This window comes from Nostoc sp. DSM 114161 (assembly GCF_052692665.1).
Window position 1 is genome coordinate 955,485 of sequence record NZ_CP195141.1, and the last position, 15,555, is coordinate 971,039.

At 40.8% G+C, this 15,555-nt stretch carries 13 protein-coding genes; 6 read left to right on the top strand and 7 right to left on the bottom strand.

Annotated features, from left to right (window positions below; all coding sequences use genetic code 11):
• Nucleotides 1-47: 47 nt before the first annotated feature.
• The 4 genes from NSTC745_RS04215 to NSTC745_RS04230 all read right to left on the bottom strand — a co-directional run bounded on the left by NSTC745_RS04215 (nucleotide 48) and on the right by NSTC745_RS04230 (nucleotide 3,996).
• A complete protein-coding gene (locus NSTC745_RS04215) occupies nucleotides 48-1,016 on the bottom strand; it encodes an FTR1 family iron permease (protein WP_445636030.1) in 969 nt (322 codons plus the stop codon).
• An 86-nt stretch (nucleotides 1,017-1,102) separates the two neighbouring features.
• Nucleotides 1,103-1,537, bottom strand: coding sequence for a ferritin-like domain-containing protein (locus tag NSTC745_RS04220; RefSeq protein ID WP_096536223.1), 435 nt, complete (start codon nucleotides 1,535-1,537; stop codon nucleotides 1,103-1,105).
• Nucleotides 1,538-1,734: 197 nt separating this feature from the next.
• Nucleotides 1,735-2,775, bottom strand: coding sequence for a helix-hairpin-helix domain-containing protein (locus NSTC745_RS04225; protein ID WP_096536221.1), 1,041 nt, complete (start codon nucleotides 2,773-2,775; stop codon nucleotides 1,735-1,737).
• Between the two features lie 195 nt (nucleotides 2,776-2,970).
• A complete protein-coding gene (locus NSTC745_RS04230; RefSeq protein WP_445636031.1) occupies nucleotides 2,971-3,996 on the bottom strand; it encodes a multicopper oxidase domain-containing protein in 1,026 nt (341 codons plus the stop codon).
• A gap of 828 nt (nucleotides 3,997-4,824) precedes the next feature.
• On the opposite strand from NSTC745_RS04230, the gene NSTC745_RS04235 reads away from it, so the two are divergent.
• From NSTC745_RS04235 to NSTC745_RS04260, 6 genes are all read left to right on the top strand, one after another.
• Entirely contained in the window at nucleotides 4,825-4,935 is a 111-nt protein-coding gene (locus NSTC745_RS04235; RefSeq protein WP_242057733.1) for a CbtB domain-containing protein, read from the top strand.
• A gap of 208 nt (nucleotides 4,936-5,143) precedes the next feature.
• Nucleotides 5,144-6,316, top strand: a complete 1,173-nt coding sequence (locus tag NSTC745_RS04240; protein ID WP_445636032.1) for a hypothetical protein — start codon at nucleotides 5,144-5,146, stop codon at nucleotides 6,314-6,316.
• Between the two features lie 166 nt (nucleotides 6,317-6,482).
• Nucleotides 6,483-8,111, top strand: coding sequence for a glycosyltransferase family 39 protein (locus NSTC745_RS04245; protein WP_445636033.1), 1,629 nt, complete (start codon nucleotides 6,483-6,485; stop codon nucleotides 8,109-8,111).
• A 113-nt stretch (nucleotides 8,112-8,224) separates the two neighbouring features.
• Complete coding sequence (gene cofH / locus NSTC745_RS04250; RefSeq protein ID WP_445636034.1) at nucleotides 8,225-9,370, top strand: 7,8-didemethyl-8-hydroxy-5-deazariboflavin synthase subunit CofH; 1,146 nt, start codon at nucleotides 8,225-8,227, stop codon at nucleotides 9,368-9,370.
• A 171-nt stretch (nucleotides 9,371-9,541) separates the two neighbouring features.
• Nucleotides 9,542-9,940: a photosystem II protein Psb27 gene (gene psb27 / locus NSTC745_RS04255; protein WP_445636035.1), complete on the top strand. Its 399-nt coding sequence runs from the start codon at nucleotides 9,542-9,544 to the stop codon at nucleotides 9,938-9,940.
• Between the two features lie 718 nt (nucleotides 9,941-10,658).
• Nucleotides 10,659-12,158 carry a family 10 glycosylhydrolase gene (locus tag NSTC745_RS04260; protein WP_445636036.1) on the top strand — a complete coding sequence of 500 codons (1,500 nt, stop codon included), beginning with the start codon at nucleotides 10,659-10,661 and terminating at the stop codon, nucleotides 12,156-12,158.
• 21 nt (nucleotides 12,159-12,179) lie between these two features.
• On the opposite strand, the gene NSTC745_RS04265 is transcribed toward NSTC745_RS04260, so the two are convergent.
• From NSTC745_RS04265 to NSTC745_RS04275, 3 genes are read right to left on the bottom strand one after another with little or no spacing between them, the layout of a single operon-like run.
• Nucleotides 12,180-12,770, bottom strand: a complete 591-nt coding sequence (locus NSTC745_RS04265) for a molybdenum cofactor guanylyltransferase (protein ID WP_445636037.1) — start codon at nucleotides 12,768-12,770, stop codon at nucleotides 12,180-12,182.
• Between the two features lie 21 nt (nucleotides 12,771-12,791).
• The gene (locus tag NSTC745_RS04270; protein ID WP_445636038.1) at nucleotides 12,792-13,169 is read right to left on the bottom strand and encodes a VOC family protein; all 378 of its coding nucleotides are present in this window, start codon (nucleotides 13,167-13,169) and stop codon (nucleotides 12,792-12,794) included.
• Between the two features lie 25 nt (nucleotides 13,170-13,194).
• On the bottom strand, nucleotides 13,195-15,252 hold the full coding sequence (locus NSTC745_RS04275) for a thioredoxin domain-containing protein (RefSeq protein ID WP_445636039.1): 2,058 nt from the start codon (nucleotides 15,250-15,252) through the stop codon (nucleotides 13,195-13,197).
• Between the last annotated feature and the right edge of the window lie 303 nt (nucleotides 15,253-15,555).

Here is a 15,555-nt window from a genome sequence, read left to right on the forward strand (position 1 = left end):
TGTCTCACGCAGAGATGCAGAGGCGCAGAGAGGGTTAAGAGGTTGTTTTAATCTTTTGCAGAATTGATTGGTTTTTGACGAGATGGAGTGTTATTTTTACCTTGAAAAAAGCCTCCTCCAAGACTGCGGAAATATAGCCCGCCTATGGCGAGTAAAAAACCAATATATGCCACGGCTTGGACGAGATAAATTTTGTCGCTGTAGCCAAATAAAGATTTGAGAATAATGCCAGGAAATTGTTCTTCTGGCAAAATTGTGGAAGTATTTGAGACAATTGGGCCTAAAATACAGGAGTGGATTTTAGTAAAGCGTTCGTAATAGAAACAAAGGCTTTGTGTGGCACGACTGCTAAGGGCAAAGTTCGCCACGGCGTCGTCAAAATTTTTCAAGGCTGAAACTACTAAGCCAGCGACAATCAATACTAATAAAACGCCCATTACTTGGAAAAATTGGCGGATATTAATTTTGATGCCCCATTTAAATAAAAGCACACCTATGGCGATCGCTACTGTCAAACCTGCAACTGCGCCGATGCTGGGTATTAGTCCTTGTTGAAAGTTAGCAGCAATGAACAAAACAGTTTCAAAGCCTTCCCGAACAACGGCAATAAAAACTAAACTAAAAACACCCCAAGCGGCATTTGAGTTTTTTGTCAGTGCTTGTGTAACTGCTCCCTCAACTTGCGCTTTCATAAATTTGGCTTGTTGAGTCATCCAGATGAGCATCCAACTGAGCATTGCGATCGCTAATACGCTAAATACACCTTCTAGTAGTGGCTCAACTACAGAAGTATATTGAGGATTAGCAGCTCCCACTACTTGAATTATCCAACTGAATAGCACACCTATCAAGCCACTAACGGCAATACCAACGCCAACACCAGCATATACCCAAGGCTTCAGATTGGATTTTTTAGCTTTTTTGAGTAAAGCTAACACAATTCCCACAACGAGGGCAGCTTCTACTCCTTCTCGGAGTGTAATTACAAAAGTAGGTAGAGCAGTACTAAAATTCATCTTTTGTCCTTTGTCATGCGTCTTTTGTCATTAGTCAGTTGTCATTTGTCCTTTGCAAATGACTAGTGACTAATGACTAATGACTATTAACTAAAATCACGTAACATCTTTTTCAGTTCGAGATTATGCATCTCCTCTTGTCCTATCATGCCACGAGCGAATTCTTCTAGATAAACACTGGCATTGTTGACAGTTTCTAGGAGACTTTTGTAGAGATCTAATGCCTTTTTTTCATGGGATAAGCTTTCTGCCAAAATATCTTTGACTGTATGCTTATAAGTTTCTTCCATCGGGGCAATTTTTAAGGAAGGATGCCCATCTAAACCTGTGAGAATTTCTCCTACTTGTTGGGCATGAAGTAAGGATTCGCTTGCTTGTGCTTTGAAGAAAGCCACTATAGGAATGCGGTTTGGGCCAGTCACCATTAAGGAATAATGTGTATACCGGACTACTCCTGCTAATTCAAATTCCATGATGGCATTAAGCAAATCAATGGTCTTTTTTTGGTCAAGTTCTTGCATCAGTTGTTAATTGAAGTGACTAATAGAGTCCAATTAGTTAGGAATTAGGAGTTATGAGTTGGAAGTTGATAATTTCTTAATTCTTAACTTTTCACTTTTTTACAGACGCGGCTAACCGCATCTGTACCTCACTCCTAACTCTTAACTATCTCCCAATTTTAAACACCTTATTCTCAGCTTCCCATTAAATCAAAATGTTATCGTTGTGCTTGGGAACTTGATTTATCAATCACTTTTTGAGAGTTTTCCTCAATGGTTTTCACCAATTTGGTAACATCTTCTGGAGTCTTGACTGGTTTAGCTGGTGGAATTGCGGCAGGCCAAACTTTTATGAGTTCGGCAAAACTGGTATTAATTGCTTTATCTGCTTCGGCATCTTGTTGAGCTACTTGGCTGGAAATTCCTTTGTATAATTCATTGGCATAGGTGACAAATCCACGAGAGTCTTGATACTCAATTGCAGCGGATATCTTACCATTTGCGATCGCCGCGCCATATTCTGAGTTCGCTGCATCCAGCAATTCGTTAACTACCTGTAATACAAATCCTGGTTTTGAACGTTCTGGTGCTGGTAAAGCTGCGATCGCTCCATCAACTGCTGCCACTGAAGAAGTAAAATTAGTTTTAACTTTACTATCCTTGGGACTAGATTTTACTAAATCTTGCAAACTCACCAAAGTTGTCTTAAATTCTTTAACTTTGCGCTCATTAAGTTGGTCTTCTACATCAACATAAATCTCCTCAACAGGATGCCCAATATGAGGTTCTGCCTGTTTCGGCTGATTTTGATCTAGGAGTTCTTTTGCTACTAAAAGATGTCCTTTCATTAAGCCTAATTTAGACATGTAGTCAACATCTTTTGCTTCACCTGTAAGTACCACATCTTGAACGCCAACCTGGTCTTTAATTTGGTCGAATTGCTCTTGAGTAATCACTTTTTTTGTGACTAAATCTTCTGGACTACCGTAGGGCCGATTCGCTTGAATTTTGTTAGATAAAGCCGGTACGCCGAGTTTGGCTTCAAATTTATCTAATTCTGACAATATAGCAGTATTAATGTTGATTTTTTCTTTACCACCGTGACCGCTATGATTGCTATTATTTGCTGCTGCCTCTGTTGCTTGGGGAGTGGCAGCTGGCACTGAGGGATTTTCTGCGGTTGGCGTACTGCTACAGGAACTCAAGGTAATTATTGCCGCAGTCGCAACAGTTAAACAGATATAGCGAAATTTTATCATTTTTGTTCCTCACACAATTTAAATTTATTAATTGTTGTATTGCCAAGCTAGCCGAAGGTGGTTGACGGATTGTCATAGATTGTACTTTCGCATATAATGATATTTTTTATCAACTAGTTAATTTAAAATTTTCAGCAATTAATTACAAATTATTTAGCTTGTGGATACCTTGGCTAGAAATAGTTAATTCTTTCGTCAATAATTTTTAACTTTCTTTTGAGATTTACTGTCAGGAATTACTTCAAATTGACCCATACAGCCGTTTTCGGCGATCGCATCTTGATGGGGATGAAACATATATTTACCTGGGTAGCGAAAAGCAAATTCTAAAATGTGCCTTTCTGCTATACCCATCGTCAGCACATCAGTTTTTTCGCTAGCTGTCATACTCATGCCATAGCGATAAACATCAAAAAAGTTAGCGTGGAGGTGAAAGGTGACAGCCGGATCGTATTCAATAATGTTGAGGACGTACAGCCGAATCAACTGATTTTGATAAATAGGAATGGGATGATGCATGTAATGATGAGGCAGGCCGTTAAAGGCGTAATAATCATTATGGCTATCATCATTCACGTCATACCCAGCCATCACTAGTACAATTTCATCGGCTGGGGGACGGGGAGTCGGAGGATCGATGATAAACATGCCGTACAGTCCCTTGGCAATGTGACGGGTAACTGGTTCGATATGACAGTGGTATAAATGAACGCCATAAGGTTCGGCATCAAATTCATAAATTGTGGCTTTGCCGTTGCTGACTGGACGAACACCATCCATTTCTGCTGGATGAACCCCATGAAAATGCAAAGAGTGAGAATGTCCGGCGTTATTGAGAAATAATATTCGCACGCGATCGCCTTGTTTGGCCCGTAGCGTTGGCCCTGGTATGCGGCCGTTTAAATCCCAGATGTTGTAAGAGACAGCACTATTGAGCTGAATAATGGAAGTACCCGCAGTTAACTGAAATTCTCGGATAGTACGCCCATTTTCTTGCTTTAGCGTCCCATAGTCAAAATCCCTTAGCATCTTCATCGGGTTAGCAACCTTGTCTGATGCTTCCATATCGAATGGTGGTACCTTGACTATTGACTGACTTTGTAAATTTAGCGTTTGCCAAAGTGCAGCTGCACCACTCACTCCCACACCTGCTAAGCCCAGCTTTAGTAATTGACGACGACTCCAAAGTTTTTCCTTACCCAAAGCGAAGTTGTAGGGCATGACAGTTAACAGTTAGCACCAAAAAAGAATTGAAAATCATTTGCAATTGTCCTTGTGTATATTATATGAATTAAAAATCATTGTCAATAAATTTGAAGTGCTTCAAAACGGTTACCAAAGTTATTAAATTCACATCAAGTTAAAATCTACCTTGAAAATAAAAAGCAGAGTCTTCCTGTTTCGTTCTTAGTTGTGCGTTTTCCTATAATTAGCTGCCTTGGAAGACTCTAGGCAAGTTTTATATATGTTTCAGCATTTTTACTTAAAATAAAGTATAAATAAAATCGAAATAATGACTTTTTTTGTATCTATTTTTGATATAGTTAATACCTTAACAGTAATTAAATTTCAAACAATGTATACCATAGTACCTGGTTGAACCTCAGCAAAAAACTGTTGGTAGGGTGTAGCATATTTAATTGGGTAAGAGATAAAATAAATCGGAATTTTAAAGACTTTCGATATTTGGCAACATAATATTTTGAATTTTTAATTAATCTCGTGTCATCTTCGCGTTAATCAAAACCATATGTCATTGTTTTGTTATTTGTATGGACTTTGTGTGTAGATTTCTGCATCACCCTTAGCCAATATTGAAAGGATAGTATAGTATTCACTAAGGGCAAATTAGCCAAGACATTTCATACCCACTTGTCAAATAGGAACTTTATCGTATATCTTTTTGCAATCAATAGGCATTATGCCCTTTAATTGATGAATTACCCAAATTAATTATCGGAGATCAAAATGAGTAGTTTTTCTCATATTTCACTATTGCAGAAGACCGCAACTATTACGTTGTCCAAGCCAGTGCAGATAACGCTTTATATGCTGCTATCTTCTTTGATTATTTGGACTGCCTTATTCTCCACCTATCCTGCGGCGCACAACGCAGCACATTCAGCGCGACACCACACTTTAGGCGTTGCATGTCACTAAATTATCTAATTCCAAAATGTTGCTGGTGGATTAGACAATTGTTTGGCAGTTAATAAAGCGATCGCAACGGAATTCAGGAGTCAGTCGTCAAAATTTAAAATGAATTTTGACGACTAATGGCTCAAAATATAAAGTTTTTGTACTTCAAGCAAATAATAGTTTGTTACTTGTTAATTAGCATCTTCATCCTTCCCCAACATCAGCTTTTATGAAAAAATATCGACTTTTTGGAGTTATCAGTGCTGTTTGCGTCACGTTGTCAATTCTTTATTCCTTAGTAGGTAATTCTCAAACTCCTACTTCTAGAGTGTTACTTTCCACCAACCCGTCTTTAGAACGTATTCTTCCCTTTGAAGCAGGAACAGAAAGACATCAATCTCCTGTTAATTTGACACTACAAGCTGTTGATGCGGCGGGTAAATCTTTAGAAAATGCCAAAATCAGCTTAGAGATTTTAACGCCACCATCTAATCCCTGGTTAACAACAGATTTTCCAATTGTTGAGGGGACAAAACTGTTGCAAATGAATGCTCTAGCACCTGATGGTAAGCTAGAAATTCAGCAGATGTTACCCATACGAGGAAACTATCAATTACTGGTTAAAGTGTCACCGTTGGTAGCAAATACCTTTGCTCCTTACGAGCAAAGTTTAAATCTTAATGTTCGAGAAAATCCAGTTAAATATAAATATTTTGTTGTTATCGCAGCAATTTTATTAGCAGTTGGATTGTTGGGTGGTTGGGTTATTGGCGGACAACAAGAACTTCAACAAGGAGAAATTGCACCCCAATCAGTGCGCCTTTTATTAAGTAGCTTGACTGTGGTAGCAATATTAGCTTTATTATTTATTAATGTTAGTGCAGAAGTCGCCGAAGCTCATGGCAGCGGACACCACTCAAGCGATACCGAAACCATCGCACCATCATCTCAAAAATCGCAAGGATTAGAAATCCAACTCCAGGGAGATAAAAACGCCACTGTCGGTAAACTTGCGAATTTAGGGTTACAGGTAAAGGATAGTACCACAGGACAACCTATCAAAGATGTAAGCTTGCAGGTAAGAGCGATCGCTCTTGAAGATAATTTAACAGTCTTTGCCTACAAAGGACTTACCGACCAAGAAGGTAAGTTAACATGGCAAGAACAATTTTTTGATGGTGCGCCACACAAAGTCGAGGTGGAAGCAACTCCCAACCCAGGATCTAGCCGTCAATTTACACCAGTAAAAGTAGCACAAGAAGTTGAAGTTGAAGCGATCGCACCACCAATTTATATTCGATTGATTGGTTTATTCTACTTTACTGCTATTGTCGGTATTGGTATGGGCATGGGATTGCTAATACAGCATCGACGAACACCACAAGCAAGGGGAAATTCGTAATATCCAGTTTTATAGTGAGAATTTCAGCCAATATAATAGTTTGCATTAAGTAAGTGTAAGTAGGCAACAATCAAACTATATTACGCAATCTAAAAATATTATATTGGCTGTTAATAAAGGCTGGAATTGTTACTCCAAACCTTTAATTATTGAACCTTGATATTATATGTTAAACAGACAATCAGTAGTTGCCAGACATTTTCCCCCAACAGCAATTACAAAATATTTTCCTCCTATTTGGCTACGATTTTTAATCGTTATTTTGTTAATATTAGGGATATTTTTTCGCTTCGCATATCTGGATCGAAAAGTCTACTCACACGATGAAGCGTATACCTCATTACGAATTTCTGGTTACACGAAGACAGAATTTGTTCGACAAGTATTTAACAGCCAAGTGTTTGCTGTTGGAAATATACAAAAATATCAACAACCTAATTCTGAAAAAGGTTTAATTAATACAATCAACTCTTTGGCAGTGGAGGATGCTCAACATCCTCCACTTTATTACGTAATGGTTAGATTATGGATGCAACTTTTTGGCAATTCAGTAGCGACTACAAGAAGCTTGTCAGCCATAATTAGCCTCCTAGCTTTTCCTTGCATTTATTGGCTATGCTTAGAATTATTTCAGTCACCCATAGCAGCATGGATAAGCGTAGCTTTTCTAACAGTCTCGCCTTTCCATCTGCTATATGCACAAGAGGCAAGAGAGTTCAGTTTGTGGATGGTGACTATTTTGCTAGAGAGTGCTGCACTGCTGCAAGCAATCAGGCTGAGTAACAAGAAGTTTTGGGGGATTTATGCAGTAACAGTGGCGCTAGGATTATACACTTTTTTGTTTTCTGGGTTGCTGGCGATCGCCTACGGTATTTATGTATTTGCTATCGAACGCTTTCGATTCACTAAAATTGTTAAAGCTTATTTAATAGCAACTAGCATCGGCTTTTTAGCTTTTATTCCTTGGATTTTAATTCTTATTAATAGTTTATCTGAAATTGAGCGCACAACAGCCAGCGCTCAAGCTAAACAATCTCTGTCAATTTTAGTTTCTGGTTGGATTAGTAATATTAGCTATTTATTTGCTGATTTTTGGCGCTACGAACCATTTTTTCCAGATTTAAATTTGCCAGTTTTGCGCTGGGGTAGATTTTTAATTCCCTTAATACTAATCTTGGTACTATATTCATTTTTATATCTTTACGATCGGGCAGGCAAACAAGTTTGGTTATTTATTTTTCTCTTAGGTGGAGTACCTGCTTTAGCTCTCATTTTACCCGATCTAATTATTGGAGGTAAGGTCAGTCTGCGCCCTAGATATGTCACTCTGTCTTATGTAAGCATTCAGCTAGCTGTTGCTTACTTACTGGCGGCTCAAATTATTTCTTCTAAATTAATAGTCCGCAACTTTTGGCGATTAGTAATGATAATACTAATTTCCAGTGGAGTTTTATCCTGTGCAGTCAGTTCTCAAGCCGAGACATGGTGGAATAAAAGCAGCCATACCAATCCTCAAATAGCTCGAATCATCAATCAAACTAAGGAGCCACTACTAATTAGTAGTAATTATTCCTTAAATATCGGCGATTTAATGTCTTTAATTCATCTTTTAGATAACAAAGTACAGATGCAATTGGTACTTGAACCAAGCATACCAAAGATTCCTAAGAATTTCAGTAAAATATTTTTGTATAATCCTTCCAAAAAATTTAGAATCGAACTGGATAAAAAATACAAATTAGTTGATGTTTTTCACAATAGTAGGTTATGGCAACTAGAACATAAAAGCAGCTAAATTTTTATATAGTATTTCTTTTTGATTCTCAATAATTTAGTATACTTATTAAGTAAAATTTTATTATTAGCAAAGTTATAAAATTAAAAATTTTCGGATAAATTAAGAGAAAAATGCTGACAAAAATTTCTGTTGAAAAAATTCTTGACCGTGCCTTGATGGGGTACGATTTATCTCCCCAAGAGGGAGTGGTATTGTTACAACAAACAGAACCAGAGGCGATCGCTGCAATACGCATCACATCTGATACTCTACGCCACGCACAAGCAGGCGATACAGTTACTTACGTAATAAATCGTAATATCAATTTTACTAATATTTGCGAGCAGCACTGTAGTTTTTGTGCTTTCCGTCGCGATGATGGCGATACAGACGCATATTGGTTGGATTGGACGCAAATCTTGGAAAAGGCCGCAGATGCAGTGAAACGGGGTGCTACAGAAATTTGTATGCAGGGGGGATTAAATCCGCAAGCACAAATCAACGGCAAATCTTTACCCTATTACCTGAAATTAGTAGAAACCATCAAACAGGAATTTCCCCAGATACATCTACACGCTTTTTCTCCCCAGGAAGTGCAATTTATCGCCAGACTTGACGGACTGGAATACACTGATGCGATCGCTGCTTTGCAAGATGCTGGGGTTGGTTCAATGCCAGGAACAGCAGCAGAAGTGCTAGATGATACAGTCAGGCGGATACTCTGCCCAGAAAAGATTGATACAGCTACTTGGTTAGAAATTATCAGCACCGCTCACAAATTAGGCTTACATACCACCAGTACCATGCTATCTGGGCATATTGAGAGCCACGAACAGCAAATTGGACATTTAGACAAATTGCGATCGCTGCAAAAAATAGCCATCGAAAAGGAATATCCAGCACGGATTACAGAGTTTATTTTATTACCCTTCGTTGGGCAAGAAGCACCCAAACCCTTACGTCGCCGCGTCGGACGCGACCAACCGATATTGCAAGATGCACTACTACTAGGCGCTGTAGCCCGGATTTACTTAGGAAATTGGATTCCGAACCATCAGCAGAGTTGGGTAAAACTAGGACTAGCTGGTGCCACAGAAGCCTTAGCTTGGGGTTGTAACGATATCGGCGGCACTTTAATGGAAGAACACATTACCACAATGGCAGGTGCTTTGGGCGGTACGTGTATGGAAGTGGAAGCATTACAGGGTGCGATCGCTTCTTTAGGACGACCTTACCAACAACGGGATACTCTTTATCAAAAAGTCATTAGTCATTAGTCATTGGTCATTGGGCATGGGGCATGGGGCATCGCTTATTAATTCATCTCCCCATCTCCCCATCTCCCCATCTCCCCACCTCCCCATGCCCCAATCCCCACTAAATTGATCCCCAAGATACCAATCCAAGATACGATGGACGTTGATTTACGTATCTTTTAGTTAATGCATATGAAGCGCTATTGGTCGCGTCTGCTTGCGCTCGTTTTGGTTCTATCTATCGGCTTGATGGGTTGTTCTGGCAGTCCAGATAGTTTGAGTGGTGATTATCGCCAAGACACCTTGGCTGTGGTCAATATCATGAGAGAAGCCATAAATTTATCACCAGATTCACCAAACAAAGCAGCAATTCAAGCAGAAGCGCGTCAAAAAATTAATGACTTTTCAGCTCGTTACCAACGAGCTAACTCTGTTTCTGGTCTTGGTTCCTTTACAACTATCCGAACAGCCCTCAACTCCCTAGCTGGACACTATAGTTCTTATCCTAATCGTCCCGTACCCGAAAAACTCAAAAATCGCTTAGAGAAGGAGTTACAACAGGTAGAATCAGCACTCAAGCGTGGCGGTTAACTCTTAACTATTACCTATTCCATGATTAAGAGTCAGCAGTCTCAAGTTTTGATTCTTCAATCTTGAGTGGAGCCGGGGACACTCTGCCTCCACTCTTGGCTACCTTCTCAACTTGAATCTCAGTCTGAGTTTAAAATTTTATACTAAACTCATTAATACTCCCTGAGATGATGTTTCAAAGCTTCTCTCCTACTTGGAGAAAGTTTGAAAGTATATATCTTGACGTTCAATAAATATTATTAAGTGTAAGTCACAGTATTTTTAAGTTCAAAAATTACATTTACTTTGGCAGATTTTCAATAATTAGGGCAAAGTAGAGTTTATCAAATACCAGGATAAACTCGCTTTGTATTTAGAGGTTGTTTGAAAAGTGATTGGCTGTGATTTTAATCGCATTGTTACCCCCCTTAGTCCCCCCTTATCAAGGGGGGAAACAAGAAAAATCCGGTTCCCTCCCCTTTCTAAGGGGAGGGTTAGGGAGGGGTAAAAAATATTTGATACATCAATCGTGAGTTTTCAAACATCCTCTTATGTGTTTTATATTCAAGTTTATGTATTTATTATGTTTACAAAAAAATACGGCAACACAAATAGATGTTTGCCAGTCTTGAAAAAGTAGGTTTTAAAACCCCGATCGCTCAACTATATAATTTGATACAAGTTGCTTATGACCATCTGAGTTGGAGTAATTGATTTTTGTGTCCATCTACTAGCAGGTATGTTTAATCGTCCTTTGAACGTTGCAAGATCGAGATTATTTTGGCGACGCCTATTCGCTGTTGTTTTCAGTAGTAGCTCATTACTTTCTAGCTTTGGGAGCCAACCAGCAAAGGCGCAAGTAACCCAGTATTGTCAGTTATCACCAGCGGCGGCGCGAGAAAAAGAAAACTTACGTTTGTCAGCCCTCAAAGGCAATCAAAATGCCCAGGCTCGATATCAAAAAATATTACAAGAACAGGCACAGGACTTACGCGAGTGCCGTAGTCGGACTTGGCCCCAAGTCCAAGCCCTTTGGTTGCGCTTGTATCCCTGCGATATTCAGCCAGGAACAATCGATCTGGTTATGGATCGGATTGTTAACGGTGGCTATAACCAGGTCTATTTAGAAGTATTTTACGATGGGCAAGCGTTATTGCCAGCAAATGGTAATCCGACGGTTTGGCCTTCTGTGATTCGTACTCCGGGAGCAGAAAACATCGATTTGTTGTCTCTAGCAATTAAAAAAGCTCGGCAACGGGGTTTGAAGGTTTACGCGTGGATGTTTACCACAAATTTCGGCTATACTTACGCCCAGCGAAAAGATAGAGAAGCTGCGATCGCTCGCAATGGCAAAGGTCAAACAAGCTTATATGTTGTAGACAACGGCTCTCAAGTATTTATCGACCCCTACAACCCCCAAGCAAAACGCGACTATTACCAATTGGTGCAGGAAATTTTACGCCGTCGTCCAGATGGCTTGTTATTGGACTACGTGCGCTATCCCCGACAAGCAGGAAGTGATTCCATCGCCACCAAAGTCTCAGATTTATGGCTATTTAGTCCCGCAACTCAAGAAGCTTTATTTAAACGGGCACAGAATTACAAAGGACTGGACTTAATTCGCCGCTTTTTGAGCAAGGGATATGTCACTGTTGGAGATGTCGCAGAAATTGATAAACTTTATCCTCAAGAAGGCGAACCCCTTTGGCAAGGACGCATTCCCCCAACAGCCGGAAAATCAATTCAGCCTGCAACTGATAGACAACCGCTTTTACAATGGGAATTGTGGCAACTCGCCGTTGCCCACGCCATGCAAGGAATTCTAGATTTTGTCACCATCGCCAGTTATCCAGCAAAACAGCAAGGTATTCCCACAGGAGTGGTGTTTTTCCCTGACGGTAACCAAACTGTAGGACAAGGCTATGATTCCCGTTTGCAACCTTGGGATAGATTCCCTACTACACTGGAATGGCATCCCATGTCTTATGCAACTTGCGGTAATGCTAGTTGTATTGTGTCGCAAGTGCAGCGGGTTTTGAGTATGGCAAAACCGGGTACAAAGATAATCCCTGCTTTAGCCGGTCAGTGGGGAAAACCCGTTAGTAATCGTCCACCGCTAGAAGTGCAAATGCAAGCACTTCGTCAATTTGCTCCCCAACTCAAGGGAGTTAGCCATTTTGCCTATTCTTGGCAATATCCTCAAGATGATAGCGATCGCAAATTTTGCCGCAATCGCTAAGCTGAATTCTGAATTCTGAATTCAAGCCAAATCCTCTGGTGTATTACAGTTAAACAACATTTCTGGTTCTGGTAGCGGCAAAACTTCCACAGGATATTGCCGCAACCACTCTTGAAACGATCGCCCCCCTTGGTTGATAAAATCCAAGAGTTGTGGCAAACACCGACGGCGATAAAAACCACAAAGAGGTTCCCAGCCTTTGGGATGATGAGCTAAAGCGGCGATCGCATTATCCCCCACGCCATCGAGTCTAGTTGCCCATTCTTGCAAAACTTCAACCTTTAATTTCGGCAAATCGCAAGCCAGCAATAACACCCATTCTGTCTGTACTTGGGCTAGTCCTTGAGCAAACCCAACTAAAGGGCCGTGGGCTAGAGATTCTCCAGATATCGGCACTTCTCGGATAAAGTGACAACCAGATAAAAGCAAGTCTTGATAGCGTTCTGGCCAAGGAGTAACTATATAAACAGTATCGGCACAGCCTTTAGCAATCCGAGAAACTCGCTCTAACAATGGCATCCCTTGGACTGAAATCAAGGCTTTATCCTGACCCATACGAGAACTCTTGCCGCCTGCTAAGACTATGGCAGTTAATTCGTTGCGGGTCGTCATTTTCGCTTCACCTAATTCATCTTATTTTTCTGGCTCAAAAAAGGTAATACACACACCAGCTACATCAATAATCGCAAACTCTTTCATTCCCCAAGGTTGTGTTTGCAGCTGACCGTTGGGATGAATAATTTGTCCGCCTTGTGCTTGAAATTCTTCATAAAGTTGCTCAATGCCATCAACTTCGATCCGCAAAGTTGTCCATTCTGCAAGGCGTCGGTCGTCATTTTTTTGCAGAAAAATTTCTGCACAGTCGCGTTTGATAATTGCCATAGTGACGGGATCGCCTTCTTGATAAATTGTTGTAAAACCAAGTTTTTCATAGAAAGCGATCGCTTTTTCCATATCGCCACCAGCAGGAATAATGGGAGTTATATTTCCAAGTACGGGCGGTTTTTTCATGGTTATGCGTCCGATGTTGTCAAAATTATCCCCTATTTTGACTTTGCTGGACTTGCTGCAATAACCGCTCTACACTTTCTGCTGGTGCAAGGCATTTCAAACCTTGGCAAACTAAACCAACACTTCCCTCTGGTAAATCAGATACCACAGTAAAAACAGCACTCGGCAGAAAGTCGGGAATAAGAGAGTTTATTTGCTCTGTTGTGCTGCGGATCAAAGTTGAATTCCGATACCAATCCAAGGCTGTAAATAAGCTCGGACAAGCTTGGGGAGCGCGATGCATTACACTCCTAAAAGCTTTTAAACCTTGTTCTGCTAAATCCAAATAATGTAGATTATCGGTGAGTAAAGCCAAACGTACAAGGTTAGCGATCGCTACTCCATTGGCTGATGCTGTGGCGTTATCGGCATAACTCCGTTCGCGCACAATTAAATCTTGACTTGCATCGCTTGATGCGTTATAATAACCGCCTAGTTCTACGCTCCAGAGAAATTCGTTAAATTCATCTTGGATAGCGATCGCTCTTTCTAACCATTGCTTGTGTTCGGGATTGGCAGCTTGTAAATCCAAAAGAGCTTTAATAAAAAAGGCGTAGTCTTCAGACTGGGCTAAAAGCGTTGCTTCTCCTTGATAGTTCAGTCGGTGAAAACGCCCATCAACAAACTGACGGTCTAAAATGAAATTCGCTGCTCGTGCTGCTAACTCCAGGTATGACCCTTGTCGAAATACTCCCGCAGCCCTAGCCAGCCCAGAAATCATCAAGCTATTCCAAGCGACAATCATTTTCGTATCTGTCACCGAGGGAATGCGACCCGGCCAGTTAGTGGTTTTCGCTTCTTGGTTGTTACGAGCCGGGGGAAAAATTTCAACTGACTCAGGGCTAGCGCCATAGCGAATTGTAAACAATTTGCTCAGTGCTGTTTCTAGCGTTGCACTCAGTTCCCCGGTATGGCGTCTTTGCAAAACATTCTTGCCTTCAAAGTTACCGTTAGGGGTTACCGTAAACTGTTGTTGTAATTCCGTGAGTTCTTCAGAGCTTAACAGTTGTTGTAATTCGCTGTAACTCCAAACATAAAATGCTCCTTCCTCTGGCTCCACTGCTGTGGGTTCGGCGAAACTGTCGGCATCTTGAGCTGCATAGAAATAACCTTCAGGGGCGGTCATTTCCCGTTTCAGCCATTCTATGGTACCAGCGATCGCCCTTGCAAAAGCTGGCTCTTGTATTCCTCCACTCCACAAACCAGCTAGATACTCGACAATTTGTCCGTTGTCGTAGAGCATCTTTTCAAAATGGGGTACTGTCCAAGTCGGGTCAACAGTATAGCGATGAAACCCGCCAGCTACATGGTCGTAAATTCCTCCCAGTGCTAGGTCTAGTCCCCGCTGCGTACAAACTTCCTTGCCATCATAGCGAGATTCAAAATTAAATCGAGTTCCCCGCAGTGCTAATTCTGCATAGGGAATCATCGGAAAGCTATTGCCAGTTTGATTGGGAGTAATTATGCCTGTGCTGGTTTCCCAACCTTGTCGCAGTAGTTCGCGATCTTCAAGCTCGTTTGTTGTAGCATCTTGCAATACCGCAGACGCAAGCAGCGACTCAATAATAATGGCTTTGCGTTGCTGTAAGTCTTGTTTTTCTGTATCGTAATAACGGCGTAGTGCTTGTAAAACTTGTAAAAATCCAGGACGACCATAGCGTTGGTCTACAGGAAAATAAGTACCAGCATAAAACGGCACTAAATCCTCAGGGGAAAGAAAGACATTTAAAGGCCAACCCCCTTGACCGCTCATCATCTGTAAAGCCTGCATGTAGATGCTATCGAGGTCTGGTCTTTCTTCTCGGTCTACCTTGATGGGAAGAAAGTTAGCATTCATGTAATTGGCGATCGCTACATCCGAAAAAGCCTCGCCTTCCATAACAGTACACCAGTGGCAACTGGAGTAACCAATGGAGAGAAAAATTGGTTTATCTTGCGCTTTTGCAGTTGCAAGTGCTTCGTCACACCAAGGCCACCAGTCAATCGGGTTTTCGGCGTGTTTTCGCAGGTACAGGCTCTTAGCTTCAGCAAGACGATTAGTCATAATCAAATGCAAATAATTGCCTTCTTTGCTCAGTCTACCTTGTTGCCAGGAATGTTCGTCTAGATTGCTATGTATACAAGGGACTCCCAATTAAAAAAATAGCCATTTTTGTAGGGTGTGTTAGCACAGAGAGTACGGCACCGCCAGGTATTTGGGTGTGCTACGCCTTTCGCCTAACTACTGTATATTTTATTTTTTGGAAGTCCCTAACAAAAAATCCTACAAAAAGATAATGCTTCAAGTAGGAAAAAATAAACTTCAGTTAAAGCTAAAAACTAAAACCGATACAGTTTGAGCTAAGAA